Source organism: Herbiconiux dendrobii, assembly GCF_052048175.1.
Taxonomy (GTDB): Bacteria; Actinomycetota; Actinomycetes; order Actinomycetales; family Microbacteriaceae; genus Herbiconiux.
Map to the genome: position 1 here is coordinate 48,790 of NZ_JBLZQV010000008.1, position 22,125 is coordinate 70,914.

The 22,125-nt window shown below is 72.4% G+C and carries 21 protein-coding genes; 5 read left to right on the forward strand and 16 right to left on the reverse strand.

Annotated elements, in window-relative coordinates; translation table 11 throughout:
* Nucleotides 1-5: 5 nt before the first annotated feature.
* From ACN4JJ_RS18945 to ACN4JJ_RS18970, 6 genes are all read right to left on the reverse strand, one after another.
* Nucleotides 6-2,549, reverse strand: a complete 2,544-nt coding sequence (locus ACN4JJ_RS18945; RefSeq protein WP_440711456.1) for a DUF4118 domain-containing protein — start codon at nt 2,547-2,549, stop codon at nt 6-8.
* 146 nt (nt 2,550-2,695) lie between these two features.
* Nucleotides 2,696-3,547 (reverse strand): HpcH/HpaI aldolase/citrate lyase family protein, encoded by an 852-nt coding sequence (locus ACN4JJ_RS18950; protein ID WP_440711457.1) that lies wholly within the window; start codon nt 3,545-3,547, stop codon nt 2,696-2,698.
* Between the two features lie 38 nt (nt 3,548-3,585).
* Nucleotides 3,586-3,708 carry a hypothetical protein gene (locus ACN4JJ_RS18955; RefSeq protein ID WP_440711458.1) on the reverse strand — a complete coding sequence of 41 codons (123 nt, stop codon included), beginning with the start codon at nt 3,706-3,708 and terminating at the stop codon, nt 3,586-3,588.
* A 78-nt stretch (nt 3,709-3,786) separates the two neighbouring features.
* Entirely contained in the window at nt 3,787-5,136 is a 1,350-nt protein-coding gene (locus ACN4JJ_RS18960; protein ID WP_440711459.1) for an ion channel protein, read from the reverse strand.
* Nucleotides 5,137-5,305: 169 nt separating this feature from the next.
* Nucleotides 5,306-7,039, reverse strand: a complete 1,734-nt coding sequence (locus ACN4JJ_RS18965; protein WP_440711460.1) for a cation:proton antiporter — start codon at nt 7,037-7,039, stop codon at nt 5,306-5,308.
* A gap of 57 nt (nt 7,040-7,096) precedes the next feature.
* On the reverse strand, nt 7,097-7,570 hold the full coding sequence (locus ACN4JJ_RS18970) for a DUF2000 domain-containing protein (RefSeq protein ID WP_440711461.1): 474 nt from the start codon (nt 7,568-7,570) through the stop codon (nt 7,097-7,099).
* A 75-nt stretch (nt 7,571-7,645) separates the two neighbouring features.
* Between ACN4JJ_RS18970 and ACN4JJ_RS18975 the strand changes: the two genes are divergently transcribed.
* Nucleotides 7,646-8,101, forward strand: a complete 456-nt coding sequence (locus ACN4JJ_RS18975; protein ID WP_440711462.1) for an Lrp/AsnC family transcriptional regulator — start codon at nt 7,646-7,648, stop codon at nt 8,099-8,101.
* A gap of 3 nt (nt 8,102-8,104) precedes the next feature.
* Here the strand turns inward: ACN4JJ_RS18975 and ACN4JJ_RS18980 are convergent, their stop codons facing one another.
* The gene (locus ACN4JJ_RS18980) at nt 8,105-8,557 is read right to left on the reverse strand and encodes a DUF3817 domain-containing protein (RefSeq protein WP_440711463.1); all 453 of its coding nucleotides are present in this window, start codon (nt 8,555-8,557) and stop codon (nt 8,105-8,107) included.
* 105 nt (nt 8,558-8,662) lie between these two features.
* On the opposite strand from ACN4JJ_RS18980, the gene ACN4JJ_RS18985 reads away from it, so the two are divergent.
* On the forward strand, nt 8,663-9,124 hold the full coding sequence (locus ACN4JJ_RS18985; protein WP_440711464.1) for an SRPBCC family protein: 462 nt from the start codon (nt 8,663-8,665) through the stop codon (nt 9,122-9,124).
* A gap of 61 nt (nt 9,125-9,185) precedes the next feature.
* Nucleotides 9,186-9,860, forward strand: a complete 675-nt coding sequence (locus tag ACN4JJ_RS18990) for a DnaJ family domain-containing protein (protein WP_440711465.1) — start codon at nt 9,186-9,188, stop codon at nt 9,858-9,860.
* A gap of 44 nt (nt 9,861-9,904) precedes the next feature.
* On the opposite strand, the gene ACN4JJ_RS18995 is transcribed toward ACN4JJ_RS18990, so the two are convergent.
* From ACN4JJ_RS18995 to ACN4JJ_RS19010, 4 genes are all read right to left on the reverse strand, one after another.
* Nucleotides 9,905-11,386 (reverse strand): WD40 repeat domain-containing protein, encoded by a 1,482-nt coding sequence (locus ACN4JJ_RS18995; RefSeq protein WP_440711466.1) that lies wholly within the window; start codon nt 11,384-11,386, stop codon nt 9,905-9,907.
* A complete protein-coding gene (locus ACN4JJ_RS19000; RefSeq protein WP_440711467.1) occupies nt 11,376-12,182 on the reverse strand; it encodes a TIGR03943 family putative permease subunit in 807 nt (268 codons plus the stop codon). Before ACN4JJ_RS19000 ends, ACN4JJ_RS18995 begins: the two co-directional genes overlap by 11 nt.
* Nucleotides 12,175-13,230, reverse strand: coding sequence for a permease (locus ACN4JJ_RS19005; protein ID WP_440711468.1), 1,056 nt, complete (start codon nt 13,228-13,230; stop codon nt 12,175-12,177). Before ACN4JJ_RS19005 ends, ACN4JJ_RS19000 begins: the two co-directional genes overlap by 8 nt.
* Nucleotides 13,231-13,392: 162 nt before the next feature.
* Nucleotides 13,393-15,732 carry an acyltransferase family protein gene (locus ACN4JJ_RS19010; protein ID WP_440711469.1) on the reverse strand — a complete coding sequence of 780 codons (2,340 nt, stop codon included), beginning with the start codon at nt 15,730-15,732 and terminating at the stop codon, nt 13,393-13,395.
* Between the two features lie 238 nt (nt 15,733-15,970).
* Between ACN4JJ_RS19010 and ACN4JJ_RS19015 the strand changes: the two genes are divergently transcribed.
* A complete protein-coding gene (locus ACN4JJ_RS19015; RefSeq protein ID WP_440711470.1) occupies nt 15,971-17,188 on the forward strand; it encodes a Na+/H+ antiporter NhaA in 1,218 nt (405 codons plus the stop codon).
* Between the two features lie 17 nt (nt 17,189-17,205).
* On the opposite strand, the gene ACN4JJ_RS19020 is transcribed toward ACN4JJ_RS19015, so the two are convergent.
* From ACN4JJ_RS19020 to ACN4JJ_RS19040, 5 genes are read right to left on the reverse strand one after another with little or no spacing between them, the layout of a single operon-like run.
* Nucleotides 17,206-17,871 (reverse strand): signal peptidase I, encoded by a 666-nt coding sequence (locus tag ACN4JJ_RS19020; protein ID WP_440711471.1) that lies wholly within the window; start codon nt 17,869-17,871, stop codon nt 17,206-17,208.
* A complete protein-coding gene (locus ACN4JJ_RS19025) occupies nt 17,868-18,611 on the reverse strand; it encodes a hypothetical protein (RefSeq protein ID WP_440711472.1) in 744 nt (247 codons plus the stop codon). The genes ACN4JJ_RS19020 and ACN4JJ_RS19025 overlap by 4 nt, the downstream gene beginning before the upstream one ends.
* Nucleotides 18,608-19,621 (reverse strand): hypothetical protein, encoded by a 1,014-nt coding sequence (locus tag ACN4JJ_RS19030; protein ID WP_440711473.1) that lies wholly within the window; start codon nt 19,619-19,621, stop codon nt 18,608-18,610. Before ACN4JJ_RS19030 ends, ACN4JJ_RS19025 begins: the two co-directional genes overlap by 4 nt.
* Nucleotides 19,618-20,226, reverse strand: a complete 609-nt coding sequence (locus ACN4JJ_RS19035) for a hypothetical protein (protein WP_440711474.1) — start codon at nt 20,224-20,226, stop codon at nt 19,618-19,620. Before ACN4JJ_RS19035 ends, ACN4JJ_RS19030 begins: the two co-directional genes overlap by 4 nt.
* Nucleotides 20,227-20,254: 28 nt before the next feature.
* Nucleotides 20,255-20,821: an alternate-type signal peptide domain-containing protein gene (locus tag ACN4JJ_RS19040; protein ID WP_440711475.1), complete on the reverse strand. Its 567-nt coding sequence runs from the start codon at nt 20,819-20,821 to the stop codon at nt 20,255-20,257.
* Between the two features lie 370 nt (nt 20,822-21,191).
* Here ACN4JJ_RS19040 and ACN4JJ_RS19045 point away from each other — a divergent pair, with 370 nt between their 5' ends.
* A complete protein-coding gene (locus ACN4JJ_RS19045; RefSeq protein ID WP_440711476.1) occupies nt 21,192-22,094 on the forward strand; it encodes a helix-turn-helix domain-containing protein in 903 nt (300 codons plus the stop codon).
* Nucleotides 22,095-22,125: the final 31 nt, after the last annotated feature.

A 22,125-nucleotide genomic window follows, 5' to 3' on the forward strand; every position in this document is an offset into this window, starting at 1 on the left:
GTCTCTCATCCGCCGGCCGCCCGCAGCGTCACGACCATGGTCGATCCGCCACCCGGCGTGTCCTCGAACTCCAGTGTTCCGCCCATCCCCTCCGCGAAGCCCTTCGCGAGTGCGAGGCCGAGGCCGAGACCGGTGGAGTTGTCGGTGTCGCCCAGCCGCTGGAACGGCACGAAGATGTCGTCGCGGCGCTCCTCGGGCACGCCCGGGCCGCGGTCGATCACCCGCAGCTGCACGGAGCCGGCGAAGACGGATGCCGCGATCACCACCGGTTCACCGTCCGGCGCGTAGCGCAGCGCGTTCGAGAGCAGGTTGACCAGCACCCGCTGCAGCAGCACCCGGTCGGCCACGAGCGCCGGGACGGCGGCGGGGATCTCGAGCACCACGTCGTCGGGGCCGAGTTCGAGCTCGTCGACGGCGCCGGCGAGGAGATCGTCGACGTCGACCTCCTCGAGGGTGACGGCGAGGGCGCCGGCCTGCACGCGGCTGACGTCGAGCAGGTCGGTCAGCAGCTCGGCGAGCGAGCGCAACCCGGTCTCGGCGGTGTCGAGCAACTCGTCGCGGTCGGCTGCGGACAGGTCCGCCGCTCCGGGCTGACGCAGCCCTGTCACCGCCGCGGTCGCGGCCGCCAGCGGCCGGCGCAGATCGTGCCCCACGGCGGCCAGGAGCGCACTGCGCACCCGGTCGGCCGCGGCGAGCGGCGCCATCTCGCGCGCCGCCTCTTCGAGGTCGGCGTGCTCCAGCGCCGCGGCGAGCTGCGCCACGATCACCCCGAGCAGCCGCCGGTCGGAGGCGTCGAGCGTGCGCCCGCGCAGCTCGAGCACCGAGCGCTCGTCGATCGTCACGACGACCGGACCGGTACTCCGGTGCCCGGTCGCGCCCGTCGCGCCCGGCGCACCCGCAGCATCCGTCGCGCCCACCGCATCCGGGAGCGGCTCGCCGTCGCTCGCGAGCACGCGCCCGTCGTGCCGCAGCCGCACCCCGGTGAGCCCGAAGGCCTCGCGGGTGCGCGTCACGAAGGCCTGGAACGCGTCCTGCCCGCGCAGCACCTCCCCCGCCACGCCCGCCACCAGCTCCGACTCGGCCGCCGAGCGCCGGGCCGCCTGCGACCGCCGCGCCGCCTGGTCGACCACGATGCTCACCAGCACCGCGATCACCACGTACAGCACCAGCGCGAGCAGATGCAGGGGCTCGTCGACCGTCACCGTGTAGAGCGGGTCGACGAAGAAGAAGTCGAGCGTCAGCCCGCTCAGCACCGCCGCGAACAGCGCCGGCCAGATCCCGCCGATCAGGGCCACGACCACCACCAGCAGCTGGTAGCTGAGCACGTCGGAGGTGATGGAGTCGTCGTTCCGGAACGACGACAGCAGCCAGGTGAGCAGCGGACCGCCCACCACGGCCAGCACGAAGCCCAGGATGCGACGGCGGAGCGTGAGCGACCCGCGTGCCGTGGGCAGCGAGAGCCGGCGGCCCGCGGCCGAGTGCGTGACGATGTGCACGTCGATGTCGCCGGACTCGCGGATGACGGTCGCCCCGATGCCCGGACCGGTCACCAGCGCCGCCAGGCGGCTTCGGCGACTGACGCCGATCACGAGCTGCGTGGCGTTGCCCGCCCGGGCGAACTCCACGAGCGCCTTGGGGATGTCGGCGCCCACCACCTGGTGGTAGCTACCGCCGAGACTCTCGACGAGTGCCCGCTGGCGTTCCAGTGCACCGGGGTCGGGCTCGCGCAACCCGTCCTGGCTCGTCACGTGCACGGCGAGCAGCTGCCCGCCCGAGGAGCGCGCCGCGATGCGGGCGCCGCGCCGGATGAGCGTCTCCCCCTCGGCTCCGCCGGTGAGCGCCACCACGACGCGCTCGCGGGCCTCCCACGTGTCGGCGATCCCGTGCGCGGTGCGGTACTCCCGCAGCGAGGAGTCGACCTCGTCGGCCAGCCAGAGCAGCGCCAGCTCGCGGAGGGCGGTGAGGTTGCCGAGCCGGAAGTAGTTCGACAGCGCCGCATCGATCCGCGCCGCCGGATACACCAGCCCCTCGGAGAGGCGATCGCGCAGGGCCGCCGGAGCCAGGTCGACGACCTCGATCTGATCGGCACCGCGCAGCACGGCATCCGGGACCGTCTCGCGCTGGGGCACCCCGGTGATCTGCTGCACGACGTCGTTCAGCGACTCGATGTGCTGGATGTTCACGGTGGAGATGACGTCGATGCCCGCGTCGAGCAGGGCGGTGACGTCGCGCCAGCGCTTCTCGTGCGTGCTGCCCGGGGCGTTCGTGTGCGCGAGCTCGTCGACCAGCGCGTAGTCGGGGGCGCGGCGCAGCACGGCCTCGAGGTCGAACTCCGGCAACGGCACGCCGCGGTGCGTGACGGTGCGCAGCGGCACGGTCTCGAGGCCCAGGGTCATCGCCTGCGTGGCCGCCCGCCCGTGCGTCTCGACGACCGCGATCACCACGTCTTTCCCCGCCGCCTTCAGCCGGCGGCCCTCCTCGAGCATGGCGTAGGTCTTGCCGACGCCGGGGGCGGCGCCGAGCAGCACGCGCAGTCGGCCCTGCTTCATGACGGTGTGCTCAGGTCGCAGGAGTGACGGAGGACCGCCGGACCCGGCGTGGCCGCGTCGAACTCAGGAGTGAACGCGTCGAGCGGCGCGGCGAGAGCGGCAGCATCCGTCGCCGTCGCCCGCCGCACCCGCATCCGAGGCCGCCGCTACGCCTGCGGGTTGATGTTGAAGGCGCGGGCCAGCTTGTCGATCTTCTGGGCGCGGCCGAGGCGGGGCAGGTCGCTGCCGTCGCGGATGACGCGGCCACGGGCCTCGAAGTCGGCCAGGAAGTCGCGGGCCCAGGTGACGTCGGAGGAGGTGGGGCTGATGACCTCGTTGATGACGGGCAGCTGGTCGACGTCGAGGCAGAGCTTGCCGGTGAGGCCGAGCGCGACCGTGACGGCCGACTGCTCGCGCAGCACCGGGTGGCTCGAGGAGACCGTGGGGCCGTCGATCGGGCCCGGCAGGTTGCCGATGCGGCTCGCCACCACGAGGCGCGAGCGCGGGTACGCCATGGCCAGGTCGTCGGCGCTGGTGCCGGTGTCGCGGCGGTAGTCGCCGCTGCCGAAGGCCAGGCGGAAGGCGCCGCGGGCGCGGGCGATGGTGGTGGACTCCTCGATGCCGAGCGCCGACTCGATCAGGGCGAGCACGGGGGTGGAACCGCCGAGGCGGTCGTAGGTCTCGGTGACGTCGGCCGCCGACTCGGTCTTCGCCAGCATGACGCCGCGGAGGCCCGGCACGCCCTTCAGCGCCTCGACGTCGTCGCCCCAGAACGGGGTGGTGTGGTCGTTGATGCGCACCCACGCCGAGCCGCCGCCGCTCAGCCAGTCGACCACGTCGCTGCGCGCACCGTCTTTGTGCTTGGGATCGACCGCGTCTTCGATGTCGAGCACGACCTGGTCGGCCCGCGAGCGTGAGGCGGAGTCGAACTCCTCGGTGCGGTTCGCGGAGACGAGCAGCCAGGAACGGGCGATCTCCGCCCCGATGGTCGATTCGGACGAGAATTCGGAGTGAGTCACCCGTCAAGCGTATACGGCCAGGGAGCCCCGCCCCGGTGTCAGAGCGCTTCCACGTCCCACTGCTCGATGCTGAAGCCCCAGGAGGTGGTGCGGTCCATGGCGCTGATGGCGGCGTCCCGGCTGGCGAAGACACCGATAATGTCGCGCGTCCACTCGGTCATGTCCAAGACCACCCAGACCTTCACGCCGCCTCCGTACCCGCTCGCTGTGCTGCCGCCCTCTCGGGCTCAGCAACGAACCTACGCTGGGGCGCCGGATAACGGAGCGGCGGATTCCGGCGGAGCGGGGTGCACGATCATCTCCGGCGCCCGGGAGACCAGCAGCCACACCGGCAGGATGGCGATGCACAGCACGGCGAGGACGGTGACGCTGCCCGCCACCGCGACCGCGATGAACAGGGCGATCCAGCCGTCGCGCGCGATGGCGAGCACCATGCCCATCACGCCCGCGGCGATGGCCACGGTGACCGGGATCGACGGGATGAGCGCGGTGGCGAGCAGGCCGACCGCCGTTCCGATGAACACCGCCGGGAAGATGCGGCCGCCCCGGAAGCCCGCCGCGGCCGCGATCACCAGGGCCACGAGCTTCACCGCCACGATCAGGGCCAGCTGACCGGCGCTGTAGTCGGCGCGGTCCACCGCCAGCTCGCCGGTCTGCTCCAGTCCCTTGAACAGCGTGATCGGACCGCCGACGGCGCCGAGGACGCCGAGCAGCACGCCGCCCAGGGTGACGTAGAAGACGGGGTCGCGCAGCATCCGGAACGCCCCGTGCAGGGCGGGGAAGACGCTCGCGGCGGCGATGCCGAGGCCGGCGGCGACGGCCGCGATCACGGCGGCGCTCAGCAGGTCGACGGCGGCGATCGAGTCGTAGGCGGGCAGCGGCACGGTGAGCGACGGATGCGCGAGCAGGGTCATCGTGAGCGATCCCGCGGCGGCCGCCAGCAGCGGGAGGAAGAGCTTGTCCCACAGGGCGCCTTCGCCGCCGAGCGTGCCCACCACGCCGGTGAACACCAGCGCCGCGGCGACCGGGGTGCCGAACAGCGCGCCGATCGTGGCGGCGGCCGCCAGCATCACCACGAGGTTCGGCGGGATGACCGGCCAGAGGCGGGCGAGCAGGGCCACCAGGATGCCGGTGTTGATGGCGATGATCGGGTTCTCCGGGCCGAGACTCACGCCACCGGCCAGACCGATGACGGCCACGAGGGCGAGCGAGGGCAGCGCCTTGAGCGGCAGCGGCGGGGCGATCAGCTCGGTCGTCGCCGAGTCGCGGCCGCCGTGGCCGGGCACGAGCAGGAGCACGAGGCCGACGACTAGGCCGGTGATGCTCAGCACGCCGAAGATCCACCAGCCGGCCGAGGGATCGATGCCGAGCGCCGCCGGGAGCGCGGTCCAGATGCCGTGCTCGGCGAGGGCGGAGATCTCGTCGATGGCGTAGAGGATGAGGGCCGAGACGACACCCACGAGGATGGCCGGGATCGACAGCCGCAGCAGGCGGCGCGCGACGGTGCCGCTCGGGCGATCCTGCTCCCCCGTGATGGTCACCCTGCCGCGGGGTGCCCCGCTCGTGCCGTCCGCCCCGGGCTCCGCCATCGCGCATCCTGTCGCCGGCCCGTGCCGTGACGGGCGATCGCTCCCGGATGGCCCGCTGGCCATCCCGCTCCCGACCCTAGCGGCGGGCACGGTCGCCCGGCTACGGCGAGGCGGTCGCCGGGCGGGAGGCCGTGGTCAGTGCTCGCTCGATCTCAGCGCTTGCCCGATCTCAGTGCTCGCTCGATCCGGCGCGCCGTTGCAGTCGGGTCTCCTCGAGGTCGAGCAGCGCCTGCGCCTCGGCCAGCACCCGCGAGGGGTAGGTGCCCTGCGAGCGGATCTCGAGCAGCCGCTCGCGCTCGGCGGCCACCACCACGAGCCGCAGCTCACGGAACTGCTGGTGCGGCCGCTCCTCCTGCGACCGCGTGCTGCGCGTGCGCTCCCAGGCGGCCTCGGTGCGCAGGAACGACGACTGCCGCACCCGTTCCAGCACGTCGGGGTCGATGGGATTGGTCTCGGGGGCTTCCTGCGCGCGGTCGTCGAGCGCCTCGAGCCCGGAGGCGCTGATCGTCTCCAGCAGACCCGCGAGCTCCTTGCGGTCTTCGCGGGCGTCGATCCCCTCCACCTTCAGCCACCGGATGAGCCACGGCAGCGTGCCGCCCTGCACGACGATGCTGACGACCGCGACGGTGAACGCGATCAGGATGAGCTGCGGCCGGTACGGGGTGTCGTTCGGCAGCGACTGCGCCGCCGCGAGCGTGACCACTCCGCGCATGCCCGACCAGCCGAGCACCATTCCCCCGCGCCAGTCGATGCGGTCTTGCCGCAGCACCTCCAGGTCGGCCCGGCGGCGCTCGTAGTCGCGCTCGAGCCGGTCGCGCACGCGCGCCTGCCGGGCCGAGGCCACCGGGTGGGTGCGGAAGTAGTAGAGGGCGAGCAGAGCACGGTAGGTGCTCTTCTCATGTCGTCGTTCCCGGCGGGAGAGGCCGTAGACGAGCGGGCCGATCCAGAGGTAGCGGATGGCGATCAGCATCACGGTGGCGATCAGGCCGATGCCGATCGAGGTCCAGACGCCCAGCACGGTGTCGTCGACGTCGTCGATCAGCGTGCGGATCTCGAGCCCGATCAGCAGGAACACGCCGTTCTCGAGCAGGAACTGGATGGTGCGCCAGTTGATCCGATCGCTGATCCGCGACTGCGGCGAGAAGTGCTTGGGGCTCGCGTGCCCGGTGTAGAGGCCGGCCACGACGACGGCGAGGATGCCCGAGGCGTGCAGGGCCTCGGCCGGCATGAAGGCCACGAAGGGCACGGCGAGCGAGAGCGCCGTGTCGAGCACCGAGTCGTTGAGCTTGGAGCGGATGAACACGGTCACGAAGCCGGCGGCGAGACCGATCAGCACGGCGATGACCACTGCGTAGAAGAAGTCGAGCACCCCGGCCCACGGCGTGCTGAGCGCGCCGGCGGCCGCGGCGACGGCCGTGCGCAGCAGCACCAGGGCGGTGGCGTCGTTCACCAGGCCCTCGCCCTCCAGCAGGGTCAGCAGGCGCGGGGGCAGGCCGAGGCGACGGCCGATGGAGGTGGCGGCCACGGCATCCGGAGGGCTGATGATGGCGCCGAGGGCCACGGCGGCTGCGAAGTTGAGATCGGGCAGCATCGTGTAGAGCAGAAAGCCGGTGGCGAAGGCCGTGACGATGACCAGCACCACCGAGAGGCTCGCGATCGGTGCGAGGTTGCGCCGGAAGTCGATGATCGGCACGCTGATCGCGGCCGCGTACAGGATGGGCGGCAGCAGTCCGTCGAGGATGATCTCGTGCGGCACCTCGACGTCGGGCACGCCCGGCAGGTAGGAGAGGCCGACGCCCACCAGCACGAGGATGATGGGGGCGGCGACCCCGAGCTTCTTCGAGAAGGCGGCCACGCCGACGATGACCGCCACCGCGACGATCCCGTAGACTCCCAGCTCCATCTGTCAAGCCTACGGGGCTGCGGGTGCCGCCCGGTCGCGAGGCGGCTGTCGAGGCGCCTACAGCAGGCGCAGCTTCTTGACGATCCGGTCGACGGATGCCCGCTCCCCCACGATGCTGAGCGCGAGCGCGGCGAGCTCTTCCGGGTCGGTGCCGGCGAGCGTCTCGAGGTACTCGTCGTAGACGCGGGTGGTCTGCGCGCTCAGCGGCATGTCGGCGAGCCACACGCCCTCGGCGGCCACCGCCTTGGTCCGGGCGCCGGCGAGCTTCTCTGCCGAGGCGCCGAGCACCGTGCAGCCGGCCCAGGCGAGCCCCGGATGCTCGTACCCGCTCGCGTCGGTGCCGGCCGGACCCTGCAGGCCCTCGATCGCCGCCCCGGTCGCCGCGGCCACACAGGCCACCGCGTTCGCCTGCTGACCGCGGGCGAGGGACTCGTCGACCACGATCACCCACTTGAGGCGGGCCGATCGGGTGGACTCGGCGGTGAGGATCTCGTGCGGAAGGTACGAAGGGATGACGTCGTTCGGATTCACGCCGTAATGCTAAACAGCTATCCGAATCGCATACAATTCATCCGTACTTAATCCGGCGAAACGGGCGGAGCTGCGATGCTCGACGAACTAGATACGGCCATCCTGCGCGAATTGCAGACGGATGCCCGCCGCACCAATCGCGACATCGCGGCCGCCGTCGGCGTCTCGCCGACCACGGCACTCGACCGCACCCGCGGGCTGCGGGACCGAGGCGTCATCCGCGGCGCGAGCCTCGACGTCGACCTGCCCTCGATCGGGCGGGGCGTGCAGGCGATGATCGCCGTGCGCATCCGTCCGCCGTCGCGCCGGAACATCGAGGGCTTCCGCAACTGGGTGAGCGAGCTGCCCGACACCCTCGGCGTGTTCGTGACCTCGGGCAACGAGGACTTCCTCGTGCACGTGGCGGTGGCCGACAACGAAAGCCTCTACGCCTTCGTGATCGACCGCCTCACCGAGCGGCCCGAGGTGGCCGACGTGCGCACCTCCGTGGTGTACGAGCACCTGCAGAACCGCCGCATCCGCCCGCTGTGAGTGTCAGCTGCCGGGCGGGCCCGCGACCAGCGCGACCACGGTGAGCACCACCACGACCAGCACGCCCGCGACCACGAACAGCCACGGATGCCGCAGGAACCAGCGCAGCAGCCGGTCGATCGGCCGGGCGTCCCGGGGGTCGTCCCCGGCCTGGGTGCGCCAGGGGCCGGCGAGCCGCCGGCGGCGCTCGAGCCAGGCGTCCATCACGAGCGTGCCGTAGGGCGGGATGGCGGTCAGGGCCGCGATCAGGATGAGCCACCAGCGCCAGCGCTGATTGAGCCCCACCACCACGGAGGCCACCACGAAGGCGATGAACACCACGCCGTGGCTCAGGCCGATGGCGAAGAAGAACGGGATCTCGACGCCGGTGGCCCGCACGACGATGGCGCTGAGCAGGGCCGTCCAGGTGATGGCCTCGGCGATGGACACGGTGCGGTACAGAGTGCGGGGAGACATCGCCTCCACGCTAGCAGCGTGCGGCTGAGCGCCCGGAGGGCCAGCATGGGGAGGACGGGCAGCGCGGCGCCGCACGCTCCGCGCACCCGACGGAGAGGAACGATCATGATCGACACCTACAAGGGCTTCAGCCTCAAGCGCGAGTACGACGCCACCCCCGAGCAGGTCTGGCAGGCCTGGACGGATCCCGACCGGATGGCCGAGTGGTGGCATCCGGCGGGCCTGCACACGCCGCGGGAGTCCGTGACGGTCGACCTGAAGCCGGGCGGCCGCTACGCCTACACGATGGTGCACGACGTGAACGGTGAGGAGCACCCCACGGGCGGCGTCTACCGCGAGATCGTGCCGGGCGAGAAGCTCGTGTTCACCTGGGGCGAGCCGGACGGCGATCCCGACGACACCCCGCTGGTGACGGTGGGCATCCGTTCCCTCGGTGAGCTCACCCGCGTGACCTTCGACATCCGCGGGGTGGACGGCATGGTGGGCGACGACAGCTACCACGACGGCTGGGAGAGCGCGCTCGACGAGCTCGCGCAGTACCTGGGCCAGACCCCCGTAGCCGGCTGAGGTCGGTCGAGGAGGGGTCGAGCCGGGTGCGGGACTGAGCGCCCCGTTCTAGCCTTGACGTATGGCAGGAGGGCGGGAGCCGCAGCAGCGGCCGGAGCAGCGCGACTCGAGGCTGGCCGCGGCACGGTACCGCGTGGAGCGGCTCGACGACGGACTCGATGACGGGCCCGATCCGGCGGAATCCGGTGCCGCGACAGCGAGCGGCCGCGTCTCCCCCGAGCCCGACCCCACCGGTGACGCCGGCCGCCCCACGCTCGAGCAGCGGGCCTCGTTCGTCGAGATCCAGATCCAGCAGGCCATCCGTCGCGGCGAGTTCGACGAACTGCCGGGTGCCGGCAAGCCCCTCGCCGGGCTCGGCCAGACCTACGACCCCGACTGGTGGATCCGGCAGAAGATCGAACGCGAACGCCTGACCGGTCTCGGGCCGCCCGCCCTCACCCTCCGCACCGAAGACGCGCAGCTCGACGAGAGGATGGATGCGATCGCCCACGAGGCGGCCGTGCGCGAGCTGCTGACCGACTTCAACCGCCGGGTCGTGAACGCGCGCCGGCAGTTGCAGGGCGGGCCGCCGGTGGTCACGCCCACGCGCGATCCCGAGCTCGAGGTCGCCCGCTGGCGGGAGCGCCGCACGGCCCGGGCGCAGGCCGCCCGCGAGCAGCGCGAGCGCACGGAGGCCGAGTGGGCCGCGCTCCCCTGGCGCGAGCGTCGCCGCCGCCGGCGCGCCGAACGGCGCTGACCGGCCGGCGCTGACCGGGACTGACCGGCGGGCGGGGGTGGTGCCTACTGACACCAGTCGGGGAGGAACCCGGGCACCCCGCGCGTGGTCACCCCGTCGGCGATACGCACGAACCACGTCGTCATGTCGGAGTAGCCGGGCAGCGCGTAGCCGTCGCTCAGGCTGTCGGCGGCGATCGTCTCCACCGCCAGGTACTGCCCGTTCGGCGACACGCAGAAGCCGCGCACCCGCGCCCCCTGCGCGGCCGGGCGGAACAGTTCCCGGGTGCCCGACGCATCCGCGTACAGGATGACCGACCCGAGCACCGGGCTCGCCGCGGAGTAGTCGACCTCGTCGTACTGCCGGATGGTCACGCCGTCCCGCAGCGTCACGATCGTGCCGGGATAGAACGACGGATCGACCTCCGGCGCGGTCTGCTCGAGCGGCTCCACGGCGCCGGTGGTCAGGTCGATCGTGGACGTGCCCGCGGAGTCGGCGACGATCAGCGTCAGCTCGCCCGGCAGGAACCCGCGCAGCTCGGTGTGGCGGCCGAGCGGCGTCGGCGGCCTCACCCCCAGCGCGTCGAGCAGGTAGAGCTGCTGGTCGGTGCCCTGCGCCACGATCGAGGACGTGCCGGGCACGAACGCCCAGTCCACCACGCGCAGCGGAGCCCCGTCGAAGCCCGCGACCTCCTCGGCCCGCCCCGTGGTGCCGAGCGGGTCGAACACGAAGAGCGTGTTCTGGTACGTGCGCCCCGTGGCATCCGTCGCCCCGTTCACCGTGAAGCCGAACAGGTGCGCCGAGGTCGACGCCGAGAGGTTCTGGATGCGCCCGCCGGCGGGGGTGAAGACCGTGGCGGGGGCCGACCCGTCGACCGAGACTTGCAGCGTCGGGGTTCCGGCGTCGTCGAGCGTGATGGCGGCCAGGGCCGTGTCGGTGGCCGCGTACTGCTGGATGCGCGGCGCCTCGAACGCCACCTGGCTCGACGAGTCCGCCCCGGCGGCGAGGGTGGAGCGCAGCACCTGGTCGGTGGGCTTGCCGGCGCCGGCATCCGCTCCCCCGCGCCGCAGCAGGCTGTACACCTGCACGTCGGGCGTGCGGAAGGTGTAGTCGAGCGCTCCGGTGAGGCCGGTGGCCGTGCCGCTCACTCCGTTCACCCGCACCCGGTACTCGGTGGCGTAGTCGAGGATGCCCGAGAAGGTCAGGGTGATGTCGGCCCCGGATGCCTCGACCGAGAACGGGGCCGCGGGCTCGACCTCGACCTGCCCCTGGTCGACGGGGCCGATGGCCTGGTCGGCGTGCAGCACGAGCTTCTGGCCGTCGCGCGCGATGCTGGCGCCGAGGTTGATCGAGGCCGACCCCAGGGTCGGGCCGCGCAGCACGGCGGCCGCGCCGAGTCCGCCCGCGACGAGGGTCAGCACCAGGAAGGTGATCAGGCTCGTGCGCCGGAACCGCTTCAGCGCGCGCTGGCCGGCGCGCGAGAACTCGGCCGGCAGACGCTCGTCCGGCCTGTGCGGAGCGCCGGGGGCGGACGACTCAGTAGACATACGGCTCCGCGGGCTGCTCGACGGTCTGCACCGAGGCGGGCTCGAGCACGATCGCCTGCGCGCTCGTCGTGCTGGGGTTGGTCGCGAACCCACCGCTGACGGTGACCCAGCTGTCGACCGGATGCTCGGCCTCCCACCCGGGAAGGTACACCGGCACGCCCACCGGCTGGGCGTCGACGGCGCAGCAGGTCACCACGAAGCGGGCCACGTAGAACACGTCGTCGGGATCGGTGGGATCGGGCGTGACGAAGCCGGTCAGCGTGGCCGACTTGCCGGCGAAGTACTCCTCGCCGGCGCCCTGGCGCAGGATGGAGGCCCAGTCCTTCACCGTGAAGTCGGCGGTGTCGCCGCCGGTGAGCTGCGGGGTGTCCGCGGCGTCCGAGACGGCGGCGGCGTTGTTCAGGTCGCGCTGGTCGACCGTGGCGGTGGTGAGCGTGGAGGGCGGCACGACGAGCAGGGCCACGACGGCGCCGACCACGACGAGCGCGGTGAGGGCGGTCCAGAGGGTGCTTCGGGCGGAACCGGACCCTGCGCTCGCGGAGTGGTCGTGCCCGCGGGCGTGATCGTGGTCGTGGTCGTGGCCGTGGCCGTCGGCATCCTGAGCCGCTCCCGGAACGAATGCGAAAGCGGCGAGCACCATGATGCCGCCGAGCACCGCCATGACCACGGTGAATTCGTAGTAGCGCGGATGGATGTACAGCCCGAGCTGCCCCGTCACGGCCAGCCAGACGATGGCCACGATGCCGATCAGGCTGAGCACGATGCCGCGCCAGCGGGACAGGATGCGATCACGCAAGGAGGTTCACCCCGAATCCGAGTGCGAGGCTCGCTAGAGCGACGAGGCCGATCAGGCGCGCGAGCGCCGCCGTCGTGAAGGTGGTCTTCATCAGGGTGACCATCTTCACGTCGACCATGGCGCCGAACACGAGGAAGGCCACGATGCCGCCCGGCAGGAAGGTCGAGCCGAAGGCGAGGATGAAGAAGGCGTCGACGTTGGAGCAGATGGCGATCACGAAGGCGAGGATCATCAGCGCGAGAACCGACCAGATCGGGTTGCCGCCGAGCGCCACCAGCACGTCGCGGGAGAGCCCGACCTGGATGGCCCCGGCGATCGCCGAGCCCACGAGGAGGGCCGGCAGCATCGTGGAGGTCTCCTCGGCGAAGGCGAGGGCGGCCCGGCGCGCCGTAGGCACGAAGCCGCGGCCGCCGGCCGTGGACGGACCGTGCCCCGAGGCCTCGAGCCGGCAGGCCGCGTCGAAGCGGGGTGTCAGCAGCGAGCGCGGGTCGGGGTGCTTGCTGAACAGCCAGCCCACGAGGTTCGCGATCACGAAGCCGCCGGCGATCCGGCCCACCAGGATGCCGTCGTCCCAGCCGAAGGCCTGGTACGTCGTGACGATGGTGACCGGGTTCAGGATCGGCGCCGCGAGCAGGAAGGTCATCGCCTCGGGAACGCTGAAGCCCTTCATCATGAACCCGCGCGCGAGCGGCACGTTGCCGCACTCGCACACCGGCAGCAGCACGCCGACCAGCGAGATCGTCACCCGGCGCAGCGCGGGACTGCGCGGCATCACCCGGTGGATGAAACGCTCCGGCACCCAGAACCGCACGGCGATGGAGATCAGGATGCCGAGGAACACGAACGGCAGCGACTCGATCACCACGCTCGTCGACAGCGTCACGAAGTCGCGCAGCCGATCCGGCAGCGCCTCCGGCGCCCACCCCGCCGACACCAGCCGCAGCACCACGAGCCCCGCCGCGATCACCGCTCCGACCACGAGCCCCCGCATGGGCGCCCGCCGCCGCCCCGTCCCCCGAACCCCCGGGACGATCAGCTCACGAGTCACGCAAATAAGCGTAAATCATCCCCGCGCCGCCCCCGACGCCGGCGCGGTCGGCGGTGGCGGTGGCGGCCGATTGGATGGACTTCACTCCCTGAAACGGATACACCCTCCATCCGATCGCCCACGAAGCCCGAGTCTCCATCCATTCGACAAGGGTGAGCGCAGCTAGAACAGCCCTTGGGCGCGCAACTCCCACCGGATCGCCGGCGCGATCCGCTGCGAGTACTCCGGCGTGAGGTGCACGGTGTCGTACTTGGTCGGCGTCGTGCCGGCGAAGGCCGGGCAGAAGCCCTGGGCGCAGCTGAAGCCGAGCGAGCTGACGTAGTGGTCGCCGGTTCCGGAGGCGGCCAGCGCCGCGGTGGTGGCCGCCTCGAAGTCCAGCCAGGCCTGATCGACCCCGGCGTTGCAGTCCTGCGGGCTCGACACGGGCGAGTAGCAGCGGCCGAGGTCGACGCCGAGGGGCGGCGGCGCCAGGTAGACGACCCGGCCGGGGGTGCCGTATCCGGCGGTCTCGGCCAGGGTCGACTCCACGATCTGGTTCGTCGACAGCGGCGTGCCGTCGGCGGCCTTGCCGAGCGCGAACGCGTTCGCCACCACCACGAGCTGTGGGGAGTCGGCGGCGATGCGCGCCGCGATGTCCTGCTTGCGCTGGGGGCAGGCATCCATCACCCCGTCGCCGCCGTTCTGCACGAGCACCTGGGTGAAGCGGCAGCCGTAGAGGCCGATGGTGGTGATCTTCCACTGGCCGCCGCTGTCCTCGGCGAGCGCCTTGAAGGCCGGCGCGTAGGCGAGCGCGGTGGAGTCGCCCACGAGGTACAGGTGGTTGGGGGCGTTGCCGTCACCCCAGGTGCAGCGGCCGAAGTCGGGGGTGGAGCCGGGCGCGAAGCAGTCCTTGGCCGCGTTGCGGCTGGAACCCTCGGAGATGGCGGAGTCCATCGACGGCGAGAGGTCGCCCGGCCAGGCGCTCGCCGCGGCGGCTGCGTACAGCTCGCTCTGCAACTGGTCTTCGGGGTTCACCTCGGCGGCGGGGTCGGCCGGTGCCGGATCGGCCGGCGCCCCGTCTCCCGCATTTGCCCCGGGCGACGGATCGCCTCCGGCCGCTACCGCCGCAGGCCCGTTCCCGGGCAGGTTCAAGGCCAGTGGCCCCTGCCCGCGCAGCGACAGCTGCACCGTCACGGCGACCACCACGACGATCGCGACCAGGCCGATGGTGGAGAAGATGAACTGCGCCCCGAAGCGGTCGCGCCACGCCTGCCAGGCGTCGCGGCGGGCCTCGCGGGCCAACTCGCGCCTCGCAGCCGGCTCGGGCGTCGCATCCGGCTCCCCCGCAGCCTCCGGCTCCCCCACGGCATCCGGCTCCGGCGCTCCCCGCAGCCACGGCGAGCGGTGCAGCGGCTGCTCCACCAGGTAGTACGACACGCTCGCCAGCGCGAGCCCGAGGCCCAGGATGATCGGCACCGTCGCCGGGTTGCCCTCCGGCAGCAGCATGAGGGCGAACACCAGCACGGGGTAGTGCCACAGGTAGAGCGAGTACGAGATGTCGCCGAAGAAGCGGCTGACCGGGTTCACCAGCGGGAACAGGTGCCGCTGCGGGCCGCCCGCTCCGGCCGCGATCACCAGCGCGGTCGCCACCACCGGCAGCGCCGCCCACGGGGCCGGGAACGGGAGCGCGTCCGAGATCACGAAGAACGAGGCGATGACCCCGGCGAGTCCCAGCCAGCCGAGCAGCACGCGCAGGGCGGCGGGCATCCGTGCCAGCACGGGCAGCGCCACCGCGAGCAGGGCGCCGACGCCGAGCTCCCAGCCCCGGGTGAGGGTGGAGTAGTACGCCAGGATCGGCGAGGAGCCGGTCTGCAGCATCGCGAGCGCGAACGAGGCGCCCACGATCACTACGAGCGCCCCGCCGACGAGCAGGCGCACGCGCCGGAACCGGGCCGCCCGGTCAGCCGCGTCCGCGTCCGCCCCGCCACCGCCACCAGCACCGGCACCACCGCGACCACCGCGTCCCAGCGCGATCAGCACCAGCAGCAGCACGATCCCCGGCCACACCAGGTAGAACTGCTCCTCCACCGACAGCGACCAGAAGTGCTGCAGCGGCGACACCGCATCGCCCGCATGGAAGTAGTCCGTGCCCTCGGCGGCGAAACGCCAGTTCACCACCAGCAGCAGCGACGACACGGCATCCGTCACCGTCTCCCAGAAGCGCGGCCGGTTGAACAGGAACCACGCCACGGCGACCGTGATGGCGAGCACCACCACGGCGGCGGGCGCGATGCGCCGGATCCGCGTGGCGTAGAAGCGCCGGAGGCTCACCCGGCCGTACCGCTCGGCATCGCGCAGCAGGAGCCCGGTGATCAGGAATCCCGAGATCACGAAGAACACGTCCACACCCACGAAGCCGCCGGCGGGCCAGCCGGTGACGTGTGCGAGCACGACGGCCACGACGGCGAAGGCGCGCAACCCCTGGATGTCGGCGCGGAAGGCCGTCGGGTGGTTCGGGGTCACTGTTCTCCATCTCGGTTGAGAGCGCTCTCGCGCTCGGCCAGAGAGGATACTATCGTCCCGGCGGAAACACGGGTGCCCCGACGCAGCCGCACCCGCGGCGCACCCGCCCCGCGCGGGCCTGTCGGGCACCGGTATGATCGATACCGGTGCGCCGGGAAGTCTGGTCGGCGGAGGACCGCCGGGGTCCTTCCTCCCCATCCGCGTGCCCCCACGGCCCGTGTCAGGAAAGGCATCCGCCATGGTCCACAGCCGCACGGCCTTCATCCGCTCCGAACGCGTCGCCGCCGTGCTGCTGCTCGCCGCCGCCGCTCTCGGCCTGCTCGCCGCCAACACCGCTCTCGGCCCGGCCCTGATGGGGGTGCAGGATGCCCACCTCGCCATCCCGGGCACCCCGCTCGACCTCTCGGTCGGCCACTGGATCAGCGACGGACTGCTCGCGGTGTTCTTCTTCGTGGTGGCGGTCGAGCTCAAGAACGAGTTCACCGTCGGTCAGCTCAACTCCGTGTCGAAGGCGGTGCGCCCGGCCATCGCCGCGCTCGGTGGCGTGCTCGTGCCGGCCCTGATCTACCTGGCCGTGACCGCCGGATCGGGCTACGAGGGCGGCTGGCCGATCCCCACGGCCACCGACATCGCCTTCGCGCTGGGAGTGCTCGCCGTGTTCGGCACGGGCCTGCCGTCGCGGTTGCGCATCTTCATCCTGGCGCTGGCCATCCTCGACGACATCGTCGCCATCCTGATCATCGCCGTCTTCTTCACCACCGCCCCGAACCTGGCGCTGCTCGCCGCGGCCGCCGTGGGGGTGGCCGCCTTCGGGCTGCTCAGCCGCCTGCTGCTCACCGCCCGTCTTCAAGGCTCCCCCGGGCTCCGGATGCTCGTGGCCGTCGCCCTGGTCGCGATCGCCCTGGTGACCTGGGCGCTGGTGTACCTCTCCGGCGTGCACGCGACGATCGCGGGAGTGGCCCTCGGCCTCGCGATGGTGCGCGTGCCGGCGATGCATGTGCGGCACGCGCTGGAACCCGTCACCAACGGCGCGATCCTGCCCCTGTTCGCCTTCTCGGCGGCCCTGGTCGCCATCCCGCAGGTCTCGCCCGCGCAGCTCGCCCCGCCGTTCTGGGGCATCCTGATCGCCCTGCCGGTGGGCAAGCTGATCGGCATCTCGATCGGCGGCTGGCTCGCCGGGTTCGTGGGCCCGCGCGAGCGGCGCCCGCACCTCGCCCTCCCGGCGCTCGTCACGGCCGGTGCGCTCGGCGGTGTGGGATTCACGGTGTCGCTGCTGATGAACGAGCTCGCCTTCGCCGATTCCCCCGAGGTCGCCGATGAGGGAACGCTCGCCGTGCTGCTCGGCTCGGCCGTCTCGATCGTGCTCGCCGCGGTGCTCGTCTCCCGCCTCGCCGCCCCGTACAAGCGGCTCCGGATGCTGCGCGCCCTCGCGCTCGGCAAGCGGGCCCGGGCCTGACACCCGGACGGGCGCGGTCAGCCGCGCTGCCGGCGGCGCGCGCGGCGCCTCTCGCGCACGGCCGACAGCACCATCCACCCCGCGTACCCGAACAGGGCGGCCACGGCCACCGGCACGATCACGCTCCGGGCCTCGCCGTTCACGGCGGTGTTCACCCAGCCCAGCAGCGGGACGCTGTACCAGAGCGTGCCCACCACCTGCACCTCCTGCACGGGGTTCTCGTCGGGCAGGTCGTTGTTGTCGCCCTTCGTGGTGAACAGGATCGAGCCGTTCGAGGACATCGTCTTCGCGATCACCCGGTGGCTGATCACCCCCGGTTTGCCCGACTCGATCTGGTAGGTGAGCACGTCGCCGATCCGGATGTCCTGCACCGGCACGGGACGCACCACGACGAGGGTACCCGGTGGCAGGCCCGGCTCCATCGACTGCGTGAGCACGGTGAGCGGTCGGCCGCCGACGAGGGCGGGCAGCGCGACGGTGACCACGGCGAGCGCCAGCACGAGCAGCAGCACGGCGGCGCTCACGGCGACGCCGAGGTAGTGGGCGAGCGACTTCTCGCCGTCCCGAGACGCACCGGCGGCATCACCGGGCGTGCCCGGCCCACCTGCTGCACCCGGAACCCGCGGGCGGCCGGGCGCGGCCCGGTGACGAGCGGCGGGGGCGGGCGCCGGAGCGAGCGTCACGGCCGTGGCCTCCGCTCGCGCCGGCGCCGGTTCGAGCGGGCGAACGCGAGCACGGTCAGCAGTCCCGCCACCAGGCAGCCGGCACCGGTGACGATCATCGGCAGCACCTCCTGCCCGGTCAGCGCGATGCCCTCCGCCCCTCCGCCGTCGCCGGTCGGGAACGCCGGCACGACCTGTCCGCCCGCGCAGTCCGCCGCGGCGGACGCACCGGAGTCGGCCGGATCGCGCAGCGTCACCACGAAGTCGAGGTTCGCCTGCGCGTCGGCCCCGTCGCGATCCGGTGTCGAGGGATCGAAGGTGAGCGCGATCTGCAGGGAGGTCTGCTCCCCCGGCGCCAGCACGGGCCCCTCGAACACGAGGGCGCACCCGGCAGCGGCGGTGAAGGCGATGCCGGAGGTCTGCGCGGCGTCCGTCTCACGGGCCGAGACGCCGAGGGCGCCGGCGAGCGCCGGGCTGCTCGCCCAGGCCCCGGTGCCGCTCAGTCGCAGCGCGCCCTCGTAGGGGCTCGCGTTCCTCACCCACAGCGTGGCCGTCACCACGTCTCCCGGCACGATCAGGGGTGGGGCGGCGAACAGCGGATCGGCCGATTCCCGCGCGAAGTCGACGCCGTTCAGGCTCACCTCCACGCCGCGTTCGTCGGCAGCCGAGGCGGGCGGGACGGATGCCGCCGGCACGACCGCGAGCGTTCCCAGCACGACGGCCGCCGCGAGCGCGCCCCGCACGGGGCGCCTCCGGATCACGCGGGACACTGCACGCTCAGCAGGGGCAGCAGCCCGTATCGCATCACGAGGGTCGCCGAGGCCACGGAGGTGGTGCCGTAGACCGAGTCGGTGGTGGTGACGACGACGTTCTTGGTACCCGAGGTGAGAAAGCCCAGCACGCCCAGGTTGAGTGCGTTCACCTGCACCGAGACCGTCGCGGCCCCGGCGGCCGGCGTCACCTGCTGGATGGAGGCGCTCGCCGCCGTGTCGAGGCGCAGGTCGTACGACGCGGCCCTGACCGTGTCGACCCCGTTGGCCGCCCCGTAGGTGACGGCGTTCCAGGTGAGCGTGGCGTATCCGGCGATCGTGAGGGTTCCCGGGGTGGTGACGCAGCTGATCCCCGTGGGCGCAGCCACCTGGAACACCGACTGGGTGAAGGCGGGCGCACTGACGCTGGTGGTCCAGTTGGTGCCGACGCGACCGGTGAGCGTCAGCACGGGCGACACCGTCTTGCCCTGCTGGAGCGCCACCGTGCTGTTCAGCGAGGTGGCCACGCAGAGCGTGACGGCCGCTCCGATCGCGACGGAGCCGACCCCGGCCGGCAGTGCGGGCGGGGAGGCGAGCGTGCCCGCCGTCGTGCCCGACGACGGGATGGCGCTCGCGCAGGCTCCGGATGCGCCCGCCCAGTAGGTGACCGTGATCAGCGCGGGATAGGCCCCCGTGTTGCCCGACCACGCCGCCGAGAGGGTGAGCGGCGACGAACCCGTGTTGGTGAACACCACGGGTGCGATGACCAGGTTCGCGTTGCTCGCGGTCGACGGCGTCGCGGTGGTGAAGCGGTACTCCTTCTGCAGTGCGGCGGTGCCTGCGACCGTGACCGCCGCCGTCGCCGCGTTGGCCGTGCCGCCCAGCGGGACGGCAGGGACGGTCCAGAACGCACTGGCCGTTCCGCCGGCACCGCTGATGGCGAAGACGGCCAGGAAGACGGCGACGAACGTGCGCCACGGCAGGCCGGTGCGGGCTCGGCTCGGGCGGCGACCGGCGGTCATACCTGTCTCCCGTCGATCTGCACCGTGAAGGTCGCCGGGGTGTCGCCCCGCGCCCCGTCGGGCGCCGCGACGGGCAGGGTGACGGTGACGCAGATCACGGCGGTACCGGTCTTCGGCAGCGAGAACGCGAGGTCTCCGGCGGTGGCCGACGGGATGGTCCCCGTCCAGGTGGAGGTCGTGGTGCCGGCCGTGCAGGCGGCCGCGGAGGCGGCCACGCCGACGCCGAGGGTGAGGGCGCCCGAGAAGCTGTTGGCCGTGCTGGTGAGCGTCACCCCCGTGACCCGCAGCTTGAGCGGGATGTCGCCGACGCTCGTGATGACGGCGGATGCGCGCCGCACCTCGCCAGGGTACATCGCGGTGGTGGGCAGGCTCAGTGCGGTGGTGACCGACATCGAGGCCGTGCCGGCACGCAGCGAGCCGCCCGCGGGCACGGCGGCCGAGGAATTGAGGAACGCGTACGTGCCGCCCGACGCCGTGACGGCGAGCAGCACGGCCGCGCCGGCGGCCGCCGCGAACAGCAGCAGCCGGCGCCGAAGGGAGGTCTCGGGAGCAGCACGACGACCGTGGCGGGGTCGGACGCGCCGCCCCGCCACGGTGGTGCTCATGGATGCTCCGTTGATCGCGAGCCGTGGATCAGAAGGTCTGCGTCAGCGTGACGTTGAAGTTGCTGAGGTTGACCGCGCCCGTCTTCGCATCGTTGTACTGCCCCGCGGTGCCCGCCGGGAAGGTCAGCGTGGCCACCACGGTGACGACACTGGTCACCGGTGCCGCACTGGCGTTGACGGTGTAGGTCGGGCCGGTGCCCGTGATGCCGGTTCCGGTCGCGGTGAGCACGGCGGTGTCGGTGAGCGCGCCCGCCAGAGCCACGTCGGCGGCTCCGGCCGTGGCGGCCGTGACCGACTGCGTGCCCATGGCGAGCGTGGCGGTGAGATGGTTTCCGACGGCGGTGACCGTGAGGTCGTCCGTGTAGGTGAGCACGTCGCCCGGCACGATCTTGTAGGTGGCGATGTTGATCGTGTTGTTGGCCTGGTCCTTCCAGACACCGGCCGTCCCGTCGTTGACGACCTTCAGGTCACCCGCGGTGATGGTGCCGCCCGAGATGGCGGCGGAGGAGTTCCAGAACGCGAAGGTCCCGGCTCCCCCGAGCAGGAGGGCGATGCCGGCGGCTCCGGCGATCGCGGCCTTGGTGAGCTTGTTCATGCGGTTTCTTCCTTTCGAGACGCCCATCCGGCGTAGCTGAGCGACGGACGTCGCGCGAGTTCGTGCACCCAGTGTCGCCAGCGCGCCGAGGCCGATCCAGACACTGATCGACGGATGTCGCTTCGGTGACCCTCCCTGGCGCAAAGATGACGGGAGCCATCGGGGTTCGCTACTGAGGCACTACCGAGACGCCCCCGAACGGGGGGATACGGCCCGGATTCCGCGGGGACGGCCCGCCGTGGATACCGAGCAACTACCGGTACGGGGCGCCTCCACGCGAGACCGACCTAGCGTGGAGAAGGCACGCGGAATGGGAAAGACGGAACGACGCACGACGGATCACACGAGCGGACTCGCGGAGGTGAGCAGGATGGCAGGAGCACCGGACCGGCGGGACGTGCCGGCCCGCCCTGAGAGCCTGTCCCGACGCGACCTGCTGCGCCGGCACTGCCTGCGCACCTCCGTGATCGGGGAGATCGCCGTGTGGATGATCCGTCTGCCGGCGGGGTCGACCGTGGTGCGGCCGACCCCGCCCGGTGAGCCGCGCTCCGTGCACCTGCTGCTTCCGGTCGACGAGGCGATCGCGGTGCGCGAGCGCGGCGGCGAGCAGTACGTCGTGAACCGTCGTGACCTCGGCTGGCTGCCGAGCTGGAGCCTCGCGGCCGTGCACGCCGCGCGCAGCTGCGAGCTCGCCTGGGTGGAGCTGCCGAGCCGACTGCTGGACGCGCACTCGGGGCTGCGCGCCCCGGTTCCCGCGCATCCGGCCCCCGGCTCACCGCTGGTGCCGCCGGTGCGGGCCTTTCTGCAGACGGTCGTCGCGGGCGAGCACGAGCTCGATCCGCTCGCCGCGCGGCTCTTCGAAGACCTGCTGGGCTCGCTGGTGGAGGGGCTGATGATCCAGGCCCGAGGCACCTACCCCGACCGCGGACGGGTGCGGCCGACCCTGCACGCGCAGGCCGTGGAGCACATCGCGGCGCTGCGCGAGAACCCCGAGCTAAGCCCGGCCCAGATCGCGCGGAGCCTGCGCATCTCGGTGCGCCAGCTGCAGCGCTCGTTCGAGGAGGCCGGGAGCACGGTGGCCTCCGAGATCCGCCGCCAGCGGCTCGCCGCCGCCGTGGCGATGCTCACCGACGACGCCTTCGACGGCCTGACGGTGGCCGAGATCGCGGTGCGCTCCGGATTCCGCAACGACGCCGAGCTGCGGCGGGCGCTCGCGGCGGGCGCCGGCCCCACCCCCACCGAGCTGCGCAGCCGGCGCCCCGTGGGGGTCTAGCGACGAAGGCCTCCCGTGACCGACGCCTCGC